The following is an 18,140-nucleotide window of genomic DNA, read 5'->3' as shown; positions in this document are numbered from 1 at the left end:
TGCATTCTACCAAGCCGGGCCATCCCTCCACCCTGCCCGGACCGCCGCGCTGCAGGGACAAGGGATTTGCGCCGGGCCGTCCCGCCCGCCTCAGGCACCGGCCTGATGCACCACGGCCTGGTCGCGCCCCCGGTGCTTGGCCTGATACAGCGCCTGATCTGCCCGCCTGAGCACATCGGTGGCGGTGGCATCGCCCGGGCCGAATACCGCAATGCCGGCACTGGCCGTCAACACTGCGGGCACACCGCCCAGCGAAATGGGCTGGGCATGCAGGCAAAAGCGCAGCCGTTCGAACACGGCATGGCCCGCCCGGGCATCGGCCTCGTCGAGCAGCACGAGGAACTCCTCGCCGCCCAGCCGTCCCATGGCGTCATTCTCGCGCAGGCAGGCGCGCAGGAGCTCGCAAAAATGCTGGAGCGCAGCATCCCCTCCCAGGTGCCCATGGCAATCGTTGACCTGCTTGAAATGATCCAGGTCCAGCATCATGGCCGTGAAGCCGGCACCGCCCCGGTTTGCCCAAACCAGCCGCTGCGAGAGCCGGTCCAGGATCTCGGCGCGGTTCCAGCATCCGGTCAGGCTGTCGATGCGGGACAGGCGCACGATATCGGCCTCGGCCCGCTTTCGCTCCGTGATGTCCAGGCCGATGTTGATGACCCGGCCGTTGGGCATGCGTGTATTCGACCAGATCGTGCTCAGCGTCTCGCCGCTGCGGGTCAGCGGATGCCATTCCCGGAACAGCCGGCTGGGCTCTGCGCCCACCGATGCCTTCACCTGGGCCCGCACCGCCGGATCGGGATAGAACAGCGCCAGCGGTTCCGGGTGGGCATTGACCTCCTCCATCGTCCAGCCGAAGCGGCGCTCGCATTCTTCGTTCCACAGCAGGCACTTGCCGTCGTCGCCGAACACATTCACCAGCACGGGCGCGGTCTGGAATACCGCTTCATACTGCGCCACGACCTCGCGCAGGCCATCGGCTTCCCGGTCCCTGCACGGCCGGTCCAGCAGCGCATGCCGCGCAAATGCCCCCAGCGCCTGCAGCGCATGGATATAGGGCCCGGCACGCCCGGGCTTGGCGCGAAACAGCAGGGCCAGATGGCCTGCCAAGGCACCCTCATCCCCTCCGATCGGATATGCAACGCAGGCGGCTGCGCCAAACCGGGCGAACCACGGCGTCTGCGGCAGGGAAGCCGAGCGCTTTTCCAGATAAAGTGCCGCCCCGCCGCGCAGCAGTGCATGGACCGCGGCGCTGGCTGCAGCCAGGTCGCCGCGGCCGCTTACCTGGCAGCTTGTGCTGAAGACCGTCTGGACCGGAGAGTCGGCCTCGTTGTGGAAATGCGCCCAGGCGCCGTCTGCGCCCATTTCCGTGACACAGCGTTCCACCAGCATGCCGAAGAAGCGTGCGTCGACGGAACTGGAGGCAGACATGATGCCGCCGACGGCACGCAGCACGCGCGCATCATCCACGGGCCGGTCAGCCGGAGCGCAGGGCTGGTTGCGGAGAACGGAGGCACGCATGTTTTTATATCTCCGGCACAGGAGTGGCTGCCATATCGCTGCGCCCTCCCGTCCCCGGCGCAATGGCTGCGATTGGCGTGGACCTCCCGCCTTGATGGAAAAGACAGAAAACGCCCGGCCATTCTACGACCCCGGGCCCGGAAATTGCCGGGAAACGGACGCGGTTGCCTGCTGGGCCGGCACGCCGCTTTGGCGCACGATGGGATAATTGCGGGAATGAGCATCACCCTGAAGAGCCCCGAAGACATCGAGCGCATGCGCGTGGCAGGCCGCTTTGCCTCGGATGTGCTGGACTACATCACGCCCCATATCAAGCCCGGCATCACCACGCAGCAGATCGACGACCTGTGCGCCGAGCGCATGGCGCAGCAAGGCACCAAGACCGCCTGCCTGGGCTACCAGCCGCCGGGCATGACGCCCTATCCGGCCTATGTCTGCACCTCGGTCAATCATGTGGTGTGCCACGGCATTCCCAACGACAAGCCGCTCAAGAAGGGCGACATCGTCAATGTGGACGTGACCGTCATCACCGATGACGGCTGGTTCGGCGACAACAGCCGCATGTTCATCATCGGCGAAGGCACGATTGCCGGCAAACGGCTGTGCCAGCTGACCTTCGAGGCCATGTGGAAGGGCATTCAGCAGGTCAGGCCCGGCGCCACGCTGGGCGACATCGGCCACGCCATCCAGAGCTTTGCCGAAGGCCACAACCTGTCGGTGGTGCGCGAATACTGCGGCCACGGCATCGGCAAGGTATTCCATGACGAGCCCCAGGTGCTGCACTACGGCCAGCCCGGCACCGGCGTGGTGCTCGAGGAAGGCATGGTCTTCACCATCGAGCCCATGCTCAACCTGGGCAAGCGCGACATCAAGGCCATGCCCGACGGCTGGACCGTGACCACCAAGGACCGCAGCCTCTCGGCCCAGTGGGAGCTGATGATTGCCGTGACCAAGACCGGCTACGACGTGCTGACCTGGTCCGACGGCTCGCCCACGCCGCCCGACTTCATCACCGGCATCAAGACCTGAGGGCCCCATGCACCGCAGCGGTGCATACGGGACCACCACTCCATGGATATGCCGCACACTGTGCGGCATATTTTTTGCTCGGCAAGCCGCAAACCATTCTTCTTGATCCGCAGCGCATGACCTCTTCCACCTCCACGCCCACACTCGAGCAGCTGCGCGACAGCTACCGCGAAGACAAGGCCAGGCTGATCGCCCAGCTGCGCACGCCCACGCTCAGCCGCCGCAGCATCCGCGGCGTGCTCCACCATTTCAGCGACCTGGCCGATGCCCTGCTGCGCGAGCTGTGGCAACGCGCGGGCATTGCGCCGCAAGCCAGCCTGCTCGCGGTCGGCGGCTTCGGCAGGGCCCAGCTGTTTCCCTATTCCGACATCGATGTGCTGATCCTGCTGCCGGATCACCAGGATGGTGCAGACTGCGCCCCTCTTCAGGGCATAGAGCAGTTCATCAGCAGCTGCTGGGATGCCGGCCTGGAGATAGGTTCCAGCGTGCGCAGCATCCACGAGAGCCTGCACGATGCCGCGCAGGACCTGACGGTGCAGACGGCCATGCTGGAGTCGCGCCTGGTCACGGGCAGCGGCGCGCTGTTCGCCGACTTCCAGTCCCGCTTCGCGGCTCAGCTCGACCCCCGGGCCTTTGTGGAAGGCAAGCTGCTGGAGATGCGCCAGCGCCACAGCAAGTACGACTTCACTCCCTATTCGCTGGAACCCAACTGCAAGGAATCGCCGGGCGGCCTGCGCGATCTGCACACCATGCTGTGGCTGGCGCGCGCCGCCGGCTTCGGCAGCAGCTGGCGCGAGCTGGCCGACAAAGGCCTGATCACCGCCTTTGAAGAACAGCAGCTGGAGGCCAATGAATCGCTGCTGGACCTGATCCGTGCACGCCTGCACGCGGTGGCCGGCCGCCATGAGGACCGGCTGGTGTTCGACCTGCAGACGGCCGTGGCCGAGACCTTCGGCTACCGCTCCACCACGCCAGAAGGCCGCAGGCTGGCCATGCGCGCCGGCGAAACGCTGATGCGCCACTACTACTGGGCTGCCAAGGCCGTGACGCAGCTGTGTCAGATCGTGCGCATGAGCATAGAGGAGCGGCTCAGCCCCCGTTCCCACGAGCTGATTGCGCTGAACGAGCGCTTCTACGAGAAGGCCGGCACCATCGAGGTAGCCAGCGACGACCTGTACGAGCGCGAACCCCATGCCATCCTCGAGACTTTTCTGATGTACGAGCAGCACGAGGGGTTCACCGGCCTGTCCTCGCGCACGCTGCGCGCACTGTATGGCGCGCGCGATCTGATGGACGCATCCTTCCGGCGCGATCCCGTCAACCGCGCCACCTTCATGAAGATACTGCAGCAGCCGCGCGGCATCACGCATGCGATGCGGCTGATGAACCAGACTTCGGTGCTGGGGCGCTACCTCTGGCCCTTCCGGCGCATCGTGGGCCAGATGCAGCACGACCTGTTCCATGTCTATACCGTGGACCAGCACATCCTCATGGTGCTGCGCAATGTGCGGCGCTTCTTCATGGCCGAGCACGCGCACGAATATCCGTTCTGCTCCCAGCTGGCCGGGGGCTGGGACAAGCCCTGGATCCTGTATGTGGCCGCGCTGTTCCACGACATCGGCAAGGGCCGCGGCGGCGACCACTCCATCATCGGCGCCCTGGAGGCCAAGCGTTTCTGCCGCGCGCACGGCATTGCCAGGATGGATGCCGAGCTGATCGAATTCCTGGTGCGCGAACACCTGACCATGAGCCAGGTGGCGCAGAAGCAGGACCTGTCCGACCCCGAGGTCATCAAGGCCTTCGCCGAAAGGGTGGGCAACGAACGCTACCTGACGGCGCTGTACCTGCTCACGGTGGCCGACATCCGCGGCACCAGCCCCAAGGTCTGGAGCGCCTGGAAGGGCAAGCTGCTCGAGGACACCTACCGCCTGACGCTGCGCGTGCTGGGCGGGCGGGCGCCCGACGCGGCGGCCGAGATCGAGGCGCGCAAGCGCGAGGCGCTGGTGCAGCTGGCGCTCACGGCCCAGCCGTTCGAGTCGCACAAAAAGCTCTGGGACACGCTGGACGTCAGCTACTTCATGCGCCACGAGGCGGCCGACATTGCCTGGCACACGCGCCACCTGTCGCGCCATGTGGGCACCGACAAGCCCGTGGTGCGCGCGCGTCGCTCGCTGGCGGGAGAAGGCCTGCAGGTGCTGGTCTATGCGCCGGACCAGGCCGACCTGTTCGCGCGCATCTGCGGCTATTTCGACCGCGCGGGCTTTTCCATCCTGGACGCCCGCGTGCACACGGCCCACAACGGCCATGCACTCGATACCTTCCAGGTCGTGGCTCCGGCCATGCAGGAGCAGTACCGCGAACTCATGCACATGATCGAAAGCGATCTGGCCCAGATCCTGGCCCTGGGAGGGCCGCTGCCCGAGCCTTCGCGCCGCCGGCTGTCGCGCCGCGTCAAGAGCTTTCCGTTCGCGCCGCGCGTGCTGCTGCGGCCCGACGAAAAAGCCCAGCACTGGCTGCTGTCCATCTCGGCCACCGACCGCGCGGGCCTGCTCTATACCATTGCCCGCGTTCTGGCCCAGCACCACATCAGCGTGCAGCTGGCCAAGATCAGCACTCTGGGCGAGCGCGTGGACGACACCTTTCTGATCGAAGGCGCCGAGCTGCAGGACAACCAGCGCCAGCTGCGCATAGAGACCGAGCTGCTCCAGGCCCTGTCCCTGAATCCGTAGGCGAAAGCCTGCCGCGGCCCGCGCCGACTCCATTTCGATAGCAGACACCGCTTTACCGGCAAGGAATAGCGTCTATTTTTGATAAAAAAGGCCGCCACCCGTTCCCGGGCAGCGGCCGAATACGCGGCGGGATCCGAGCCCCGCCACGCGCACCTTGAAGCTCTTTCTCAATGGCCGTGCGCGGCCGCCGCAAGAATGGGCACTTCCTTGCCATCCTTGTCGTAGATCCTGCCGTTCTCCACGCGGTCGCCGTCGGCCAGCGCCTTGATGACGGATGCACTCAGAATACGCTCCGATCCCACCTCGAACACCGAGGGCTGCTCGGGATTGCCCGCCCTGAAGTGGTTGAACGCCAGGTTCAACAGCATCACGGTCACCGTGGTCGAGCTGATGCCCGAATGGAACATCGTCGCGAACCAGGCCGGGAAGTGGTGATAGAAATCGGGCTTGACCATGGGCAGCATGCCCATGCCGATGGAAGCGGCCACGATGATCAGATTCATGTTGTTGTGGTAGTCCACCTTGGCCAGCGTGCGGATACCGCTGGCCGCCACGGTGCCGAACAACACCAGGCCGGCGCCCCCCAGCACGGCCGAGGGCACGCAGGCCACCAGCCGCCCGATGACGGGCAGCAGGCCGAAGGCGATCAGGATCAGGCCGCTGCAGGCCACCACATAGCGGCTCTTGATGCCCGTCACGGCCACCAGGCCCACGTTCTGGGCAAACGCGCTTTGCGTGAACGAACCGAAGAACGGCGCCACGGCGCTGGACAGCATGTCGGCGCGCAGCCCGTCGGCCAGGCGGCGGGAATCCACACGCGTGCCAACGATGTCGCCCACGGCCAGGATGTCGGCCGAGGTCTCCACCAGCGTGACCAGGATCACGATGGACATGGAAATGGTGGCCGCCACGCTGAAGGTGGGCCAGCCGAAATGCAGCGGCATGGGAACGGCAAACCAGGGGCCGCTGCCCACGGCCGAGAAGTCGGCCTTGCCGATCAGCGCCGCGAAGACCGTGCCCAGCACGATGGCCAGCAGGATCGACAGGCGCGAGATCATGGCGCTGCCGACCTTGCTCAGCGCCAGCACGATGACCAGCGACAGGCCGGCCAGGCCGATATTGCCCATGCTGCCGTAGTCGGCGGCCTGGCTGTCGCCGCCCATGGCCCAGTGCGCGGCCACCGGCATCAGCGACATGCCGATGATGGTGATCACGCAGCCATTGACCAGCGGCGGAAAAAAGCGCGTGAGCTTGGAAAACACCGGGGCGATCACCAACCCCAGCAGGGAGGCCAGGATCACCGCCCCCAGCACGCCCTGCATGCCGCCGCCGGTATGCAGAATGCTGATCATCGTGGCCACGCCCGAGAACGACACGCCCTGCACCAGCGGCAGGCGCGAGCCGAAGAACGGAATGCCCAACGTCTGCAGCAAGGTGGCCAGGCCGCCCATGAACAGGCAGGCCGTGATGAGCAGGCCCGTATCCGCGGCCGACATGCCTGCGGCATTGGCCATGACCAGCGGCACCGCCACGATGCCGCCATACATGGTCAGCACGTGCTGGAATCCGTAAAGCACGTTGGCGGTCAGGCCCAGCTTTTCGTCCTCGGGCCGGATCGCCGCAATTGCCGGTGATGCGTCATTCTTCTTTTCCATGCGTGTCTCCTTGTCTCGTCTGTTCTGCCGGAGAGCTGGAAGAAAGCCAGGGCCTGCACGGTACCGGCAGCCGGGCGCCCTGCTCCGCCTGCAGCCATCCTCCCTGCCCTGGATCCAGCTCCGCCGGGAAGGGCCGGCCCGGCCCATGACTGCCGGTGCCCATGCCTTGTCGCGCGGAAGCATTCACTCTACCGGGGCGGTTTCGCTGCGACATCCAGGCAGCCGTATACAGGCAATCGCGGGTTCGGTATAGAACGCCCCAAAGGGCTGGCCGCAGCAGTTGCCGGAGAAGGGCGCACGAAAAAAAACCGCTGCCCATTGCGGGGCAGCGGCGGAATTCACGACGGAGCCATGGGCCCCACCGCGCGCACTTTCAAAGGACTCCTCAGTGGCTGTGAGCCGCCGCTGCGGGAAGAATCGGAATCTCGTTGCCGTCCTTGTCGTAGAGCTTGCCGTTCTCGACACGGTCGCCGTCGGCCAGGGCCTCGAGCACGGACTGGCTCAGTGCGCGGCCGTAGCCGGCTTCGAACACGGAAGGCTGATCGGAATTGCCTTGCTTGAAATGGTTGAACACCAGGTTCAGCACCACGGCCACCAGGGCAGTTGCGCTGATGCCCGAATGGAAGATGGTGGCGAACCAGCTGGGGAACTGCTCGTAGAACTTGGGCGCCACCACCGGCAGCAGGCCGGCGCCCACCGAAGTGGCCACGATGATCAGGTTCATGTTGTTGGTGTATTCCACCTTGGCCAGGGTGCGGATGCCGCTGGCTGCCACGGTGCCGAACAGCACCAGGCCCGCGCCGCCCAGCACGGAGGGAGGCACGCAGGCCACGATGCGACCCATCACGGGCAGCACGCCGAACACGATCAGGATCAGGCCGCTGAAAGCCACTACGAAGCGGCTCTTGATGCCGGTCACGGCCACCAGGCCCACGTTCTGGGCAAAGGCGCTCTGCGTGAAGCCGCCGAAGATGGGAGCGATGATGCTGGAGAGCATGTCGGCGCGCAGGCCGTTGCCCAGGCGGCGGCCGTCGACGGGACTGCCCACGATCTCACCCACGGCCAGCACGTCGGCCGAGGTCTCCACCAGGATCACCAGGATCACGATGAACATGGAAATCGTGGCAGCCATGTCGAACACGGGCCAGCCGAAATGCAGCGGCGCGGGCACGGCCACGATGGGGCCGTTGAATACCTGCGAAAAATCGGCCTTGCCCAGGAACACGGCAGTCACCGTGCCCACCACGATGGCCACCAGGATCGACAGGCGCGACAGCGTGGCATTGCCCAGCTTGCTGAACAGCAGCACCATGAACAGCGACAGCCCGGCCAGCCCCACATTGCCCATGCTGCCGTAGTCGGCCGCCTTGGCATTGCCGCCCATGGCCCAGTGCGCGGCCACCGGCATCAGCGACATGCCGATCACGGTGATCACGCAGCCATTGACCAGCGGCGGAAAGAATTTGGTGATGCGCGAAAAGACCGGGGCAATGATCAGACCCAGTATGGAGGCATACATGACGGCGCCCAGCACCCCGCCGATGCCGCCGCCGGTATGCAGAATGCTGACCATGGTGGCCACGCCGGCGAACGACACGCCCTGCACCAGCGGCAGGCGGCAGCCGAAGAACGGAAGGCCCAGCGTCTGCAGCAAGGTGGCCACGCCACCCATGAACAGGCAGGCCGTCACCAGCAGGCCGGCGTCGGCTGCCGACATGCCCGCTGCCTCCGCAACAATCAGGGGCACGGCCACGATGCCGCCGTACATGGTCAGCACGTGCTGCAGGCCATACATCAGATTGGCCCCGATGCCCAGGTTCTCGTCCTCGGGTCTCTGCTGTGCAGAACCCATCGATGCTGCGGAGTGATCCTTCATCGCTGTCTCCTTGTCTTTCCAACTCTCAAGGGCTCTTGGGCCCCTTGTTCCTTGAATATCCGACGCGCGCGCCAATCGGCCCGAGCTTGCAACCAAGCGCAGTCCGACCGGCAAGCGCCCCCACGTCTGCCGAAATATGTCTTTTGGAATCAGCCGCCTGGGCATGACCCCAGCAGAGAGAACGACTCTCCCACGACCCGGCAGACTGTTCTCGTCTGCTCCATGCAGCCTGAAGGAATGGAATGCTTCCCCATTCCCTCACGCTATCGCAGCCATGCCAGTATCGACATGATGGGCACGACTGTACGTCGCAATGGTACAAAAATTGTCTACAGTTTTGTATACAAAGAGCTGACTATAAAGGTCAAAATTACCCTTGCGGGGACCATGTTCCTGAAAGCAGCGGCAATGCCCGGCGCCGCTTGCGCGCATGTCGGGCCGTGGCCAGGGCACCGGGGAAACCGGACACTCCCGTCCCAGCCCCTTCTGCGCAGTCAGCCTTCAGTCATCTTCGGCAGCACTGATGCCCGGAAACAGCACCTCGGTGAAGCCGAACTGCGTGAAGTCGCGCATCCGCATGGGGTAAAGCTTGCCCCACAGGTGGTCGCACTCGTGCTGCACCACGCGCGCATGAAAGCCATCGACCGTACGGTCGATGGCTTCGCCCCAGACATCGAAGCCGGTGTAGCGCACCCGGCTCCAGCGCGGCACCATGCCGCGCATGCCCGGCACCGACAGGCAGCCCTCCCAGTCCAGTTGCTCTTCATCTCCCAGGGGCGTGACGACCGGGTTGATCAATACCGTGCGGGGCACGACAGGAGCCTGCGGATAGCGGGGATTGGGCTGCCCCGAGCCGAATACCACCATCTGCAGATCCACGCCGATCTGTGGTGCCGCCAGACCCGCGCCGTTGGCTGCATGCATAGTGTCCAGCAAGTCGGTGAGCAGCAGATGCAGTTCGTCTGTATCGAATTGCGTGACAGGCTGGGCGATGCGCAGCAGGCGCGGATCGCCCATCTTCAGGATGGCGCGGACAGTCATGGTGAATCAGAAGCGGGCCGGGCCCGACAGACACTGCATGGAACAGAGGGGAGAAATTGCGTGCCGCCATGGCGGCACGCAGGCATTACCCAAGCATAGCGCCCACGGCACCCAGATGCGGCCCGGACATGGCATTCATTTGCCGGCAGGCTTGGGAAAGCAGCGTGCGAATTCGGCATGCGAATCCGGCAAGTCACAGTGAAGAGCGCATGGATTTCCCGCACTTCTTTTTCGGAAAATCTCCGTAACTCCTTTCAGCCCTCTTTTTACGTTCTATAATCCAGGTCTTCTTCCTCAATAGCTCAGTCGGTAGAGCGCCGGACTGTTAATCCGTAGGTCCCTGGTTCGAGCCCAGGTTGAGGAGCCAAACTGAAAAGCCTGTATGTCCGCATACAGGCTTTTTCTTTTTTCACGGCGGCAACAGGCGCTTCAGGCCGCCCGCACGACTCCCACGGTGGCAGCAGGCTGAACGGGCGCACCTTCCATCGCTACCGGCTTGGAGGAGGCATAGCTGTAGACCTGATGCCGGTGCGGCACCTCGGGCACACGCTGCTCGCCGCGCTCCCAGGCGCGCAGTTCCTCCTCGAGCCGCGCCGCGCGCTCTGCATACATCTCGGCCGAAGACTGGTAATACTCAGCCGCTATCGAGTGCTCCAGCATCGCCATGCGCGCCTCCTGCAGATAGGCACGCGTACGGCGGATATAGCGCGGCTCGGCAAGGCTTCCACCAAAAATCCTGCTGAAAAACATCGCTCATCCTCCTTGCCTGGCAGCGGAAGCATGGATTTGCTATCCCTTTCTCCAAGCCATGGTTTCAGCCTAATACAAAAACCGCCGATCCATCTGTCCCCGGTGGCGACTTCAGTTCGTAGGAGCCAGCCCTACCAGGTCGGCCAAGCTGCCGCAAACCGCTGCAGCTGTGCAAGACTTGCGGCTGTTCGCATCGCTCCTGAACCGCATGTCCCATCCTCTGCCCTGGCTGCACCCCGAAGAAGAATTCCCCCCGGTCCACACCACCTGGGGAGAAAACGATCCCATTCCCGGCCTGCTGGCGGCCGGCAGCGCACTGGACGCCCGGCATTTGCGCGCCGCCTACCAGCAGGGCATCTTTCCGTGGTTCAGCGAAGGGCAGCCCGTGCTCTGGTGGTCGCCCGATCCGCGGATGGTGCTGCAGACCTCGCAGTTTCGCCTGCACCGCAGCCTGCGCAAGACGCTGCAGCGCTTCACGGCGCAGGCGCATTGCGAAATCCGCATGGACAGCGCCTTCACCACCGTCATGCAGCACTGCGCCCGGACGCCGCGCGCCGGGCAGAGCGGCACCTGGATCGTCGACGATATCGTGAAAGCCTACACCGAGCTGCACGAACAAGGCGCCGCCCACAGCGTGGAAACCTGGGTGGACGGCAAGCTGGTGGGCGGGCTGTACTGCGTCGCGCTCGGGCATGCGGTCTTTGGCGAATCCATGTTCGCCCATGCCAGCGATGCCTCCAAGATCGCACTGGCCGCCCTGGTGGCGTTCTGTCGGGCACATGGCGTACCGCAGATAGACTGCCAGCAGGCAACCTCGCATCTGGCCTTCATGGGAGCCCGGGAGATTCCGCGCGCGCAATTCCTGCGCACGGTGGCCGAGCAGCGCCTGCATCCCGATATGCAGTGGAACTTCTCGCCCCTATACTGGAACCAATTGCTTTGAGGCACAGCCGGCCGCTCAAGCAGCGGCCCGCCCAGCCACCGGCTGCAGCAAACTTCCATGACGCACCCGAACGATTTGCCACTGCATGCGCTGCAGTTCTATGCCACCGCCGCCTATCCCTGCAGTTATCTGCCGGGGCGCATGGCACGGTCGCAGGTCGCCACGCCCAGCCACCTGATACAGAACGCCGCCTATTCGGAACTGGTAGGGCTGGGCTTTCGCCGCAGCGGCATGTTCACCTACCGCCCCTACTGCGATGGCTGCCGCGCCTGCATTCCGCTGCGCATCCTGGCGCAGGAGTTCAAGCCCAACCGCAACCAGCGCCGTGCCGCGGCCCGGCATGGCGATCTGCAGACTTCCATACAGCGCCTGCATTACGCGGACGAGCATTACCAGCTCTACCTGCGCTACCAGCAGCACCGCCACAGCGGCGGAGGCATGGACCACGACAGCGTGGACCAGTACACCCAGTTCCTGCTGCAAAGCCGCGTCAATTCGCGATTGGTCGAATTCCGCGAGCCTGCCGGCGGCAGTGGCCCGGGTACGCTGAAGATGGTGTCCATACTGGATGTGCTGGAAGACGGCCTGTCCGCCGTCTACACCTTCTACGAGCCCGAGGACCATGCCAGCTACGGCACTTTCAATGTGCTGTGGCAGATCGATCAGGCCCGCGCCATGAACCTGCCCTACGTCTACCTGGGCTACTGGATCGACGAAAGCCCCAAGATGAGCTACAAGGCCAAATTCCTGCCGCACGAGATCCGCCAGCAGGAACAGTGGAAACGCGTGGACCGCTGAAGCTTCGGGCGCTGATGGCGGCTTTTTTGCCGCAAACCCCTGGAAACTGCGGCAAAAACTCCGTATTGGGCACCGATTCGACCGCAATGGCATGGTCCCGCCCACGATGCACCGCTAGAATGACCAGATCCCGAAACGCATCTCCACCGTATGAAAAAAGACGATATTGCGGCCTCCGCCAAGCCTAGCGTCCAGGTCCTGGAGCGCATGTTCACGTTGATCGACGTGTTGGCCTCGCGCGAGGAAGCGGTGTCTCTCAAGGAGATCAGCGAGCGCACCGGCCTGCACCCTTCGACCACCCACCGCATTCTCAACGACCTGGCCCTGGGCCGCTTCGTCGACCGCCCCGAATCGGGCAGCTATCGGCTGGGCATGCGTTTCCTGGAGCTGGGCAATCTGGTCAAGGCTCGGCTGAACGTGCGTGAAGCCGCCATCACGCCGATGCGCCAGCTGTACCGGCAGATCCAGCAGCCCGTCAGCCTTTCGGTGCGCCAGGGCGACGAGATCGTCTACGTGGAGCGTGCCTACAGCGAGCGTTCGGGCATGCAGGTGGTGCGCGCCATCGGCGGCCATGCCCCCCTGCACCTCACATCCAACGGCAAGCTGTTTCTGGCGGCCGATGATGGACAGCAGGTGCGCGCCTATGCCACGCGCACCGGCCTGCCCGGCAAGACCCATTTCAGCATCACCCAGCTCGCGGACCTCGAGCATGAACTCGACAAGGTGCGCCAGCACGGCATTGCGCGCGACAACGAAGAACTGGAGCTCGGCGTGCGCTGCATGGCCGCAGGCATTTACGACGACCAGAACAAGCTGATCGCCGGCCTGTCCATCTCGGCCCCGGCGGACCGGCTCGATGAGAGCTGGGTTGCGCGCCTGCAGGCCACGGCCCAGGAAATTTCGGCAGCGCTGGGCTTCAGCGGCAGCCGCCCCGCCGTGCCGCCGGCCCATCCCTATGCACGCAATCCTGGCACCCATAACTGAGGAACAAAAAAGAAGCGGTTCAGGCCGCTTCTTTTTTTGTGAGCTATCAGCGCTTGCCATCTGTGGAATCCATATAGATAGCGACCTGCAGCCTATAACCAGCCAGCGCAGAGTACTATTGATTGCATAGCGATACAAAAAAAGAAGGCGCTACCGAGGTAGCGCCTTCTTGGCCATGGCAGCCAGAATCAGCCGCGGATACGGTGAGAAACGCCGCTGCTGGCTGTCGGGCCCATCCCCTCCACCCAGTGGCGCACGCGTTCGGCATCGGCGATCCGGCTGAACTTGCCGGCGGAATCCAGGAACACCATGATCAGCTTGCGGCCCGCGACCTGGGCCTGCATGACCAGGCAACGGCCGGCTTCGGAGATATAGCCGGTCTTTTGCAGGCCGATATCCCAATGGTCGCTCTTGACCAGGCGGTTGGTGTTGTTGAACTGCAGCGTGCGGCGACCCACGGCCACCTCATAGCCCGGCGAGGTCGTGTATTCACGCATCAGCGGATCGCTGTGCGCCACATTCACCAGCAGCGCCAGATCGCGCGCGCTGGACTGGTTGCTGCTCGACAGCCCCGTGGGTTCCACATAGCGCGTGTCGCGCATGCCCAGCTGCTGGGCCTTGGCATTCATCAGCTGGACGAAATGCGCCAGGCCGCCGGGATAGGTGCGGCCCAGCGCATGGGCCGCACGGTTTTCGCTGGACATCAGCGCCAGATGCAGCATCTCGGCGCGCGACAGGGTGGTGCCCACCGCCAGGCGTGAACGGCTGAACTTCTCGGTGTCCACGTCGTCCTGCGTGATGGTGATCATCTCGTCCATCGGCAGGCGCGCCTGGGAAATCAGCAGGCCGGTCATCAGCTTGGTCAGCGAGGCGATGGGCAGCACGGCCTGATCGTTCTTGCTGAGCAGCACTTCGTGCGTATCCTGGTCCATCACGAAGGCCACGCTGCTTTCCAGATCCAGCGGATCCGTGACCGAGTGCAGGCCCGCCATCTGGCCGTAGGACAAGCGTTCGGCAATCACCGGCGCAGCCAGGGAGCGTGCCGGCACGGATACCTTGGTTGCCGCAATACGGCCGCCGCGGTGCACCGTCTTTGCCGCCGCCAGCCTTTCGGGCTTGCCGCGCACGGTGGCCGCCACCCTGGTCTTGCCTGCAGGCTTGGCCGCAACCACCTTGGCCGAAGCCTTGGCAGCCGGCTTTGCCGCCGCTTTATGGGCAGGCGCCGCAGCCGCCACGGGCTTTTTGGCCGCCTTCTTGGAAGCAGGAGCGGCATGCGCCACGGGAACCGCCAAAGCGCAGCCAAGCAGCGCCAAAGACACCGCATGAGAGACCAGACCGGGGCGGGATAAGCGAAGCAGCGGCATGCGATACTCCAGGCAGCAAAATGTGAGGAATTACTTCAGACAAAAAAGCTGTTTAATGACAAACACTTAAACAACTTTTTAGATAATCTGAGTGAGATTATAAATCCTGTCCTCAACCTTGTGCAGCCACAATCTCGCTATTGCCTTGCAATTTGTTCAAGGCGCTGAGATAGGCCTTGGCCGAAGCGACCACGATATCCGGGTCCGCCCCCACGCCGTTGACCACCCGGCCGTTGCGCTGCAGGCGCACCGTGACCTCGCCCTGGCTTTCGGTGGAACCGCTGATGGCATTGACCGAATACAGCAGCATTTCGGCGCCGCTTCGCACTTCCGATTCGATGGCCTTGAACGAGGCATCGACCGGGCCGTTGCCGTCGGAGCTGGCCTTGACTTCCTTGCCATCGGTGCTGAAGACCACGGTCGCGTGTGGGCGCTCACCTGTCTCGCTCTGCTGCGCCAGCGAGATGAAGTGGAAGGTATCCACCTGATCGAGCGCGCCCTGGGCATTCACGAGCGCCAGGATGTCTTCGTCGAAGATCTCGCTCTTGCGGTCGGCCAGCTCCTTGAAGTTGGCGAAGGCGGCGTTGATGGCAGCCTCGCTGTCCAGCTCCACGCCCAGCTCCTGCAGACGCTGCTTGAAGGCATTGCGACCCGACAGCTTGCCCAGCACGATCTTGTTGGCGGTCCAGCCCACATCTTCGGCGCGCATGATCTCGTATGTGTCGCGCGCCTTGAGCACGCCATCCTGGTGAATGCCCGAGGCATGGGCAAACGCATTCGCGCCGACCACGGCCTTGTTGGGCTGTACCACGAAGCCCGTGGTCTGGCTGACCATGCGGCTGGCCGCCACGATGTGCTGCGGGTCGATGTTCAGATCCAGGCCGAAATAGTCCTTGCGTGTCTTGACCGCCATGACGATTTCTTCAAGTGAGCAATTACCCGCGCGTTCGCCCAGGCCGTTGATCGTGCACTCCACCTGGCGTGCGCCGCCGATCTTCACGCCGGCCAGGGAATTGGCCACGGCCATGCCCAGGTCGTTGTGGCAATGCACGGACCAGATGGCCTTGTCGCTATTGGGCACGCGCTCGCGCAGGTCCTTGATGAAGTTGCCGTACAGCTCGGGAACCGCGTAGCCCACGGTATCGGGCACATTGATGGTGGTGGCGCCTTCGTTGATCACCGCCTCGATCACGCGGCACAGGAAGTCGGGCTCGCTGCGGTAGCCGTCCTCGGCGCTGAACTCGATGTCGTCGATCAGATTGCGCCCGAAGCGCACGGCCAGCCTGGCCTGCTCCAGCACCTGCTCCGGGCTCATGCGCAGCTTCTTTTCCATGTGCAGCGGGCTGGTGGCGATGAAGGTGTGGATGCGCGCGCGGCTGGCACCCTTCAAGGCCTCGGCCGAACGCGCAATGTCGCGGTCGTTGGCGCGCGACAGCGAGCAGATGGTGGAGTCCTTGATGGCGCGCGCAATCGTCTGGATGGACTCGAAATCGCCATTGGAAGCTGCGGCAAAGCCGGCCTCGATCACATCGACCTTCAGGCGCTCGAGCTGGCGCGCGATGCGCAGCTTTTCATCGCGCGTCATGGAGGCGCCGGGGGACTGCTCCCCGTCGCGCAAGGTGGTGTCGAAAATGATGAGCTGGTCGGACATGGTGGGGTCTCTCTTCTTGTTGATGACGGCGCCCGCGAAAGATCGAGGCTGCCGAAAAAAAGCCGGTGTGCTTGTGGCACACCGGCTGGCTCCTGGTTCAGGCGGCTACCGCCTCCTCAGCGGCCGGGACGCGCTGCAATCCCGAGATGATGGCGCGAAGCGAGGCCGACACGATATTGGCATCCACCCCAACGCCATAGACCACCTGGGAGTCGTCGACGCGCAGTTCCACATAGGCAACGGCCTTGGCATTGGCGCCTTCGCCGATGGCATGCTCGGCATAGTCGAGCACGCGCACGGAACGGCCGACCTTTTCCGACAGCGCCTGCACGAAGGCGTCGATGGGACCCGTGCCTTCGCCCTGCAGCGAATGCTTTTCGCCATCCACCACCACCTCTGCCGACATGCTGACCACGCCCTCGTCTTCCTGCAGGCGGTACTGGGGCGCCTTGACCGACTGCAGGCCGTATTCGCGCTGGAACAGCTGCCACAGGTCGGCAGCGGCCAGCTCCTTGCCGCTGGCATCCATCTCGCGCTGGACCACCTGGCTGAACTCGATCTGCAGGCGGCGCGGCAATTGCAGACCGTATTCGCTCTCGAGCAGATAGGCAATGCCCCCCTTGCCCGACTGGCTGTTGACGCGGATCACGGCCTCATAGCTGCGGCCCAGATCCTTGGGATCGATAGGCAGATAGGGCATATCCCAGATGTCGCCTTCCTTGTGGGCGGCGAAGGCCTTCTTGATGGCATCCTGATGGGAGCCGGAGAAGGAGGTGTAGACCAGATCACCCACGTAAGGGTGACGGGGGTGCACGGGCAACTGGTTGCAGTGCTCAACCGTTGCGCGGATATCGTCGATGTTGGAAAAATCCAGGCCAGGATGCACGCCCTGGATATACATGTTGAGGGCCACGTTCACCACATCGAGGTTGCCGGTGCGCTCGCCATTGCCGAACAGGCAGCCTTCAAGGCGGTCGGCACCGGCCATCAGGGCCAGCTCGGCAGCAGCCGTGCCCGTGCCGCGATCGTTGTGGGGATGCACCGAGATCACCACGCTGTCGCGCCGCTCGATGTTGCGGTGCGTCCACTCCACCATGTCGGCGAAGATGTTGGGCGTGGAATGCTCCACCGTGGTGGGCAGGTTGATGATGCACTTGTTCTCGGGCGTGGGCTGCCACACGGCGGTCACGGCGTCGATCACGCGCTTGGAGAATTCCAGCTCGGTGTCCGAATACATTTCGGGCGAGTACTGGAAGGTCCACTTCGTCTGGGGATAGCTGGCGGCAATGTCCTTGAACATCTGGGCATTCGTGGTGGCCAGATCCACGATCTCGTCCTCGCTCATGTTGAGCACCACACGGCGCATCACGGGAGCCGTGGCGTTGTAGAGATGAACAATGGCGCGGGGCACGCCTTCCAGCGCCTCGAAGGTACGGCGGATCAGGTGCTCGCGGGCCTGGGTCAGCACCTGGATCGTCACGTCATCGGGAATGCGCTTTTCCTCGATGAGCTTGCGCATGAAGTCGAACTCGGTCTGCGACGCCGAAGGGAAACCCACCTCGATTTCCTTGAAGCCGATCTTCACGAGCTGCTCGAACATGCGCATCTTGCGCTCGATGTCCATGGGCTCGATCAGGGCCTGGTTTCCGTCACGCAGGTCCACGCTGCACCAGACCGGGGGCTTCGTGATCACGGCATCGGGCCAGGTGCGGTCCGTGAGGCGTACGGGAGCGAACGGGCGGTATTTGGTCGAGGGGTTTTGCAACATGGTGAGTCTCTTTCGTTGAAATCTGGGGTTGTCGAGC

The 18,140-nt window shown here is 64.1% G+C and carries 13 protein-coding genes and 1 tRNA gene; 6 read left to right on the top strand and 8 right to left on the bottom strand.

Annotated elements, in window-relative coordinates; translation table 11 throughout:
* Window positions 1–90: 90 nt before the first annotated feature.
* The gene (locus V8Z74_RS13340) at window positions 91–1,515 is read right to left on the bottom strand and encodes a GGDEF domain-containing protein (protein ID WP_349709596.1); all 1,425 of its coding nucleotides are present in this window, start codon (window positions 1,513–1,515) and stop codon (window positions 91–93) included.
* 216 nt (window positions 1,516–1,731) lie between these two features.
* Between V8Z74_RS13340 and map the strand changes: the two genes are divergently transcribed.
* Together map and V8Z74_RS13330 are read left to right on the top strand one after the other, a co-directional pair.
* Window positions 1,732–2,544 carry a type I methionyl aminopeptidase gene (gene map, locus V8Z74_RS13335; RefSeq protein ID WP_066483605.1) on the top strand — a complete coding sequence of 271 codons (813 nt, stop codon included), beginning with the start codon at window positions 1,732–1,734 and terminating at the stop codon, window positions 2,542–2,544.
* A gap of 116 nt (window positions 2,545–2,660) precedes the next feature.
* Window positions 2,661–5,273: a [protein-PII] uridylyltransferase gene (locus V8Z74_RS13330; protein WP_349709595.1), complete on the top strand. Its 2,613-nt coding sequence runs from the start codon at window positions 2,661–2,663 to the stop codon at window positions 5,271–5,273.
* 167 nt (window positions 5,274–5,440) lie between these two features.
* Here V8Z74_RS13330 and V8Z74_RS13325 read toward each other — a convergent pair whose 3' ends face one another.
* The 3 genes from V8Z74_RS13325 to def all read right to left on the bottom strand — a co-directional run bounded on the left by V8Z74_RS13325 (window position 5,441) and on the right by def (window position 9,845).
* Window positions 5,441–6,928 (bottom strand): nucleobase:cation symporter-2 family protein, encoded by a 1,488-nt coding sequence (locus V8Z74_RS13325; RefSeq protein ID WP_349709594.1) that lies wholly within the window; start codon window positions 6,926–6,928, stop codon window positions 5,441–5,443.
* Window positions 6,929–7,313: 385 nt separating this feature from the next.
* The gene (locus V8Z74_RS13320; protein WP_066483610.1) at window positions 7,314–8,804 is read right to left on the bottom strand and encodes a nucleobase:cation symporter-2 family protein; all 1,491 of its coding nucleotides are present in this window, start codon (window positions 8,802–8,804) and stop codon (window positions 7,314–7,316) included.
* A 501-nt stretch (window positions 8,805–9,305) separates the two neighbouring features.
* A complete protein-coding gene (gene def / locus V8Z74_RS13315) occupies window positions 9,306–9,845 on the bottom strand; it encodes a peptide deformylase (protein ID WP_349709593.1) in 540 nt (179 codons plus the stop codon).
* 291 nt (window positions 9,846–10,136) lie between these two features.
* Here def and V8Z74_RS13310 point away from each other — a divergent pair.
* A tRNA-Asn gene (locus tag V8Z74_RS13310) sits at window positions 10,137–10,212 on the top strand.
* A gap of 62 nt (window positions 10,213–10,274) precedes the next feature.
* On the opposite strand, the gene V8Z74_RS13305 is transcribed toward V8Z74_RS13310, so the two are convergent.
* On the bottom strand, window positions 10,275–10,595 hold the full coding sequence (locus tag V8Z74_RS13305) for a hypothetical protein (protein WP_349709592.1): 321 nt from the start codon (window positions 10,593–10,595) through the stop codon (window positions 10,275–10,277).
* A 208-nt stretch (window positions 10,596–10,803) separates the two neighbouring features.
* On the opposite strand from V8Z74_RS13305, the gene aat reads away from it, so the two are divergent.
* The 3 genes from aat (at window position 10,804) to V8Z74_RS13290 (ending at window position 13,320) form a co-directional block, all read left to right on the top strand.
* Entirely contained in the window at window positions 10,804–11,538 is a 735-nt protein-coding gene (gene aat, locus V8Z74_RS13300) for a leucyl/phenylalanyl-tRNA--protein transferase (protein WP_349709591.1), read from the top strand.
* Window positions 11,539–11,595: 57 nt separating this feature from the next.
* Complete coding sequence (locus V8Z74_RS13295; RefSeq protein ID WP_349709590.1) at window positions 11,596–12,336, top strand: arginyltransferase; 741 nt, start codon at window positions 11,596–11,598, stop codon at window positions 12,334–12,336.
* A 150-nt stretch (window positions 12,337–12,486) separates the two neighbouring features.
* A complete protein-coding gene (locus V8Z74_RS13290) occupies window positions 12,487–13,320 on the top strand; it encodes an IclR family transcriptional regulator (protein WP_066481834.1) in 834 nt (277 codons plus the stop codon).
* A gap of 188 nt (window positions 13,321–13,508) precedes the next feature.
* Here the strand turns inward: V8Z74_RS13290 and V8Z74_RS13285 are convergent, their stop codons facing one another.
* The 3 genes from V8Z74_RS13285 to leuA form a co-directional block, all read right to left on the bottom strand.
* Window positions 13,509–14,684, bottom strand: coding sequence for a serine hydrolase (locus V8Z74_RS13285; RefSeq protein ID WP_349709589.1), 1,176 nt, complete (start codon window positions 14,682–14,684; stop codon window positions 13,509–13,511).
* A gap of 112 nt (window positions 14,685–14,796) precedes the next feature.
* Window positions 14,797–16,335, bottom strand: coding sequence for a 2-isopropylmalate synthase (locus V8Z74_RS13280; protein WP_349709588.1), 1,539 nt, complete (start codon window positions 16,333–16,335; stop codon window positions 14,797–14,799).
* Between the two features lie 97 nt (window positions 16,336–16,432).
* Window positions 16,433–18,103 (bottom strand): 2-isopropylmalate synthase, encoded by a 1,671-nt coding sequence (gene leuA, locus V8Z74_RS13275; protein ID WP_349709587.1) that lies wholly within the window; start codon window positions 18,101–18,103, stop codon window positions 16,433–16,435.
* Window positions 18,104–18,140: the final 37 nt, after the last annotated feature.

Origin of the sequence: Comamonas sp. w2-DMI, from assembly GCF_040187735.1 — a bacterium.
GTDB classification, from domain to species: domain Bacteria; phylum Pseudomonadota; class Gammaproteobacteria; order Burkholderiales; family Burkholderiaceae_C; genus Comamonas; species Comamonas terrae.
The sequence above is the reverse complement of the archived record's forward strand: the minus strand, read 5'-3'. Positions and strand labels throughout refer to the sequence as shown.

Coding starts and splice junctions, on each gene's coding strand:
- V8Z74_RS13340 (WP_349709596.1), bottom strand. CDS start 1,515: ATGCGTGCCTCCGTTCTCCGCAACCAGCCCTGCGCTCCGGCTGACCGG.
- map (WP_066483605.1), top strand. CDS start 1,732: ATGAGCATCACCCTGAAGAGCCCCGAAGACATCGAGCGCATGCGCGTG.
- V8Z74_RS13330 (WP_349709595.1), top strand. CDS start 2,661: ATGACCTCTTCCACCTCCACGCCCACACTCGAGCAGCTGCGCGACAGC.
- V8Z74_RS13325 (WP_349709594.1), bottom strand. CDS start 6,928: ATGGAAAAGAAGAATGACGCATCACCGGCAATTGCGGCGATCCGGCCC.
- V8Z74_RS13320 (WP_066483610.1), bottom strand. CDS start 8,804: ATGAAGGATCACTCCGCAGCATCGATGGGTTCTGCACAGCAGAGACCC.
- def (WP_349709593.1), bottom strand. CDS start 9,845: ATGACTGTCCGCGCCATCCTGAAGATGGGCGATCCGCGCCTGCTGCGC.
- V8Z74_RS13305 (WP_349709592.1), bottom strand. CDS start 10,595: ATGTTTTTCAGCAGGATTTTTGGTGGAAGCCTTGCCGAGCCGCGCTAT.
- aat (WP_349709591.1), top strand. CDS start 10,804: ATGTCCCATCCTCTGCCCTGGCTGCACCCCGAAGAAGAATTCCCCCCG.
- V8Z74_RS13295 (WP_349709590.1), top strand. CDS start 11,596: ATGACGCACCCGAACGATTTGCCACTGCATGCGCTGCAGTTCTATGCC.
- V8Z74_RS13290 (WP_066481834.1), top strand. CDS start 12,487: ATGAAAAAAGACGATATTGCGGCCTCCGCCAAGCCTAGCGTCCAGGTC.
- V8Z74_RS13285 (WP_349709589.1), bottom strand. CDS start 14,684: ATGCCGCTGCTTCGCTTATCCCGCCCCGGTCTGGTCTCTCATGCGGTG.
- V8Z74_RS13280 (WP_349709588.1), bottom strand. CDS start 16,335: ATGTCCGACCAGCTCATCATTTTCGACACCACCTTGCGCGACGGGGAG.
- leuA (WP_349709587.1), bottom strand. CDS start 18,103: ATGTTGCAAAACCCCTCGACCAAATACCGCCCGTTCGCTCCCGTACGC.